General features: G+C 63.5%; 2 pseudogenes. Both read right to left on the reverse strand.

The features are described from left to right. Positions 1–99 precede the first annotated feature (99 nt). Positions 100–860: pseudogene (gene istB, locus ACIPUD_RS39765) on the reverse strand (IS21-like element helper ATPase IstB). Between the two features lie 15 nt (positions 861–875). Beyond that, a pseudogene (locus tag ACIPUD_RS39770) lies at positions 876–1,320 on the reverse strand (IS21 family transposase); the annotation flags it as partial.

Here is a 1,320-nt window from a genome sequence, read left to right on the forward strand (position 1 = left end):
CTGCGTATTTCGGCGATGGTGAGCGGCGATTTCAGGCGATCGTGAGCAGCTGTTTCGCGCGATGATGAGCAGCGGCTTTGACCGACATGGGTGATTGGTTCAGGGGTTTGAGTTGGCGTCAAGAGTTTGATTGCGGGCGTTCTGCTTTCGCATGCTTTCTCCGGAGAGTTGCAGACGGTGAGCGTTGTGAACGAGGCGATCCAGGATGGCGTCGCCGAGGGTTGGGTCGCCGATACGTCGTGCCAATGTTCAACAGGGACCTGACTGGTGACGATTGTGGAGGCGCGACCGTGGCGATCATCGAGGATCTCCAGAAGGTCGCGCCGTTCGGGCGGATTTAGAACTGACAGGCCCCAATCATCGAGAATCAGAAGTTGAATGCGGCCGATGGTTTTGAGCAGCCGGCCATATCGGCCGTCGCCGCGAGCCAGGGCGAGCGCTTCGAACAGGCGCGGGACGCGGTGATACTGGACCGAACGATTGTCGCGGCAGGCCTTTTGGCCGAGGGCGCAGGCAATCCAGCTTTTGCCGAGCCCGGTTGCCCCTGTGATGAGCAGGTTCTCGTTGCGGTCGATCCACTCGCCGCCGACGAGTCTGGCGAAGATGCTGCGGTCGATGCCGCGTGGCGTGCGCAAATCGACGTCTTCCACGCATGCGCTCTGGCGTAGCGCGGCGAACTTGAGGCGGGTCGTGAGACGTTTGGTGTCGCGCTCGGCGGCTTCGCGGTCGACGAGAAGCTCGACGCGCTCCTCGAACGGCAGGGTGTCGAGGTCCGGTGATCGTCGCTGCTCCTCGAAGGCTTTGGCCATTCCGGTCAGGCCAAGCGTGATCAGCCGTTCATGGGTGGGGTGTGTCAGCATTGGAGTCTCCCTGGTTCAGTGGAAATAGCCCTGACCGCGGATGTTGCCGTGGCGCAGGGGCTGGTGGTCGGACGTCTCGTCGAGGAAAGCGCGATCGAGGCCGCTCTTGAGGATCGAACGGATCGAGGCGACGGAGCGAGCCTTGATGAGGATGCCGCGTCGGCAGGCGGCATCGACGCGCGCATTGTCGTAGCTCTTGGCCAGCGACAGGATACCGAGGCAGGTGCGAAAGCCTTGCTCGGGGTGCGGCCGGGCTTCGATGACGACCTGGAAGAACGCCGCGGTCGATGGACCAATCTTCTCGCCGGCGGCGATCAGCCCTCCCGGCGTCCATTTGCCGTAGCGGCGGTGGGCGCTGGGCATATGATCGGCAATCGTGGTGTGGCCGCGCCGGTTGGGCGCACGGGCGTGGCTGGCGATCCTCTGTCCCTTGTGGAAGACCTCGACGGTCTTGTCGGCG

It is taken from the genome of Bradyrhizobium sp. CAR08, from assembly GCF_052871955.1.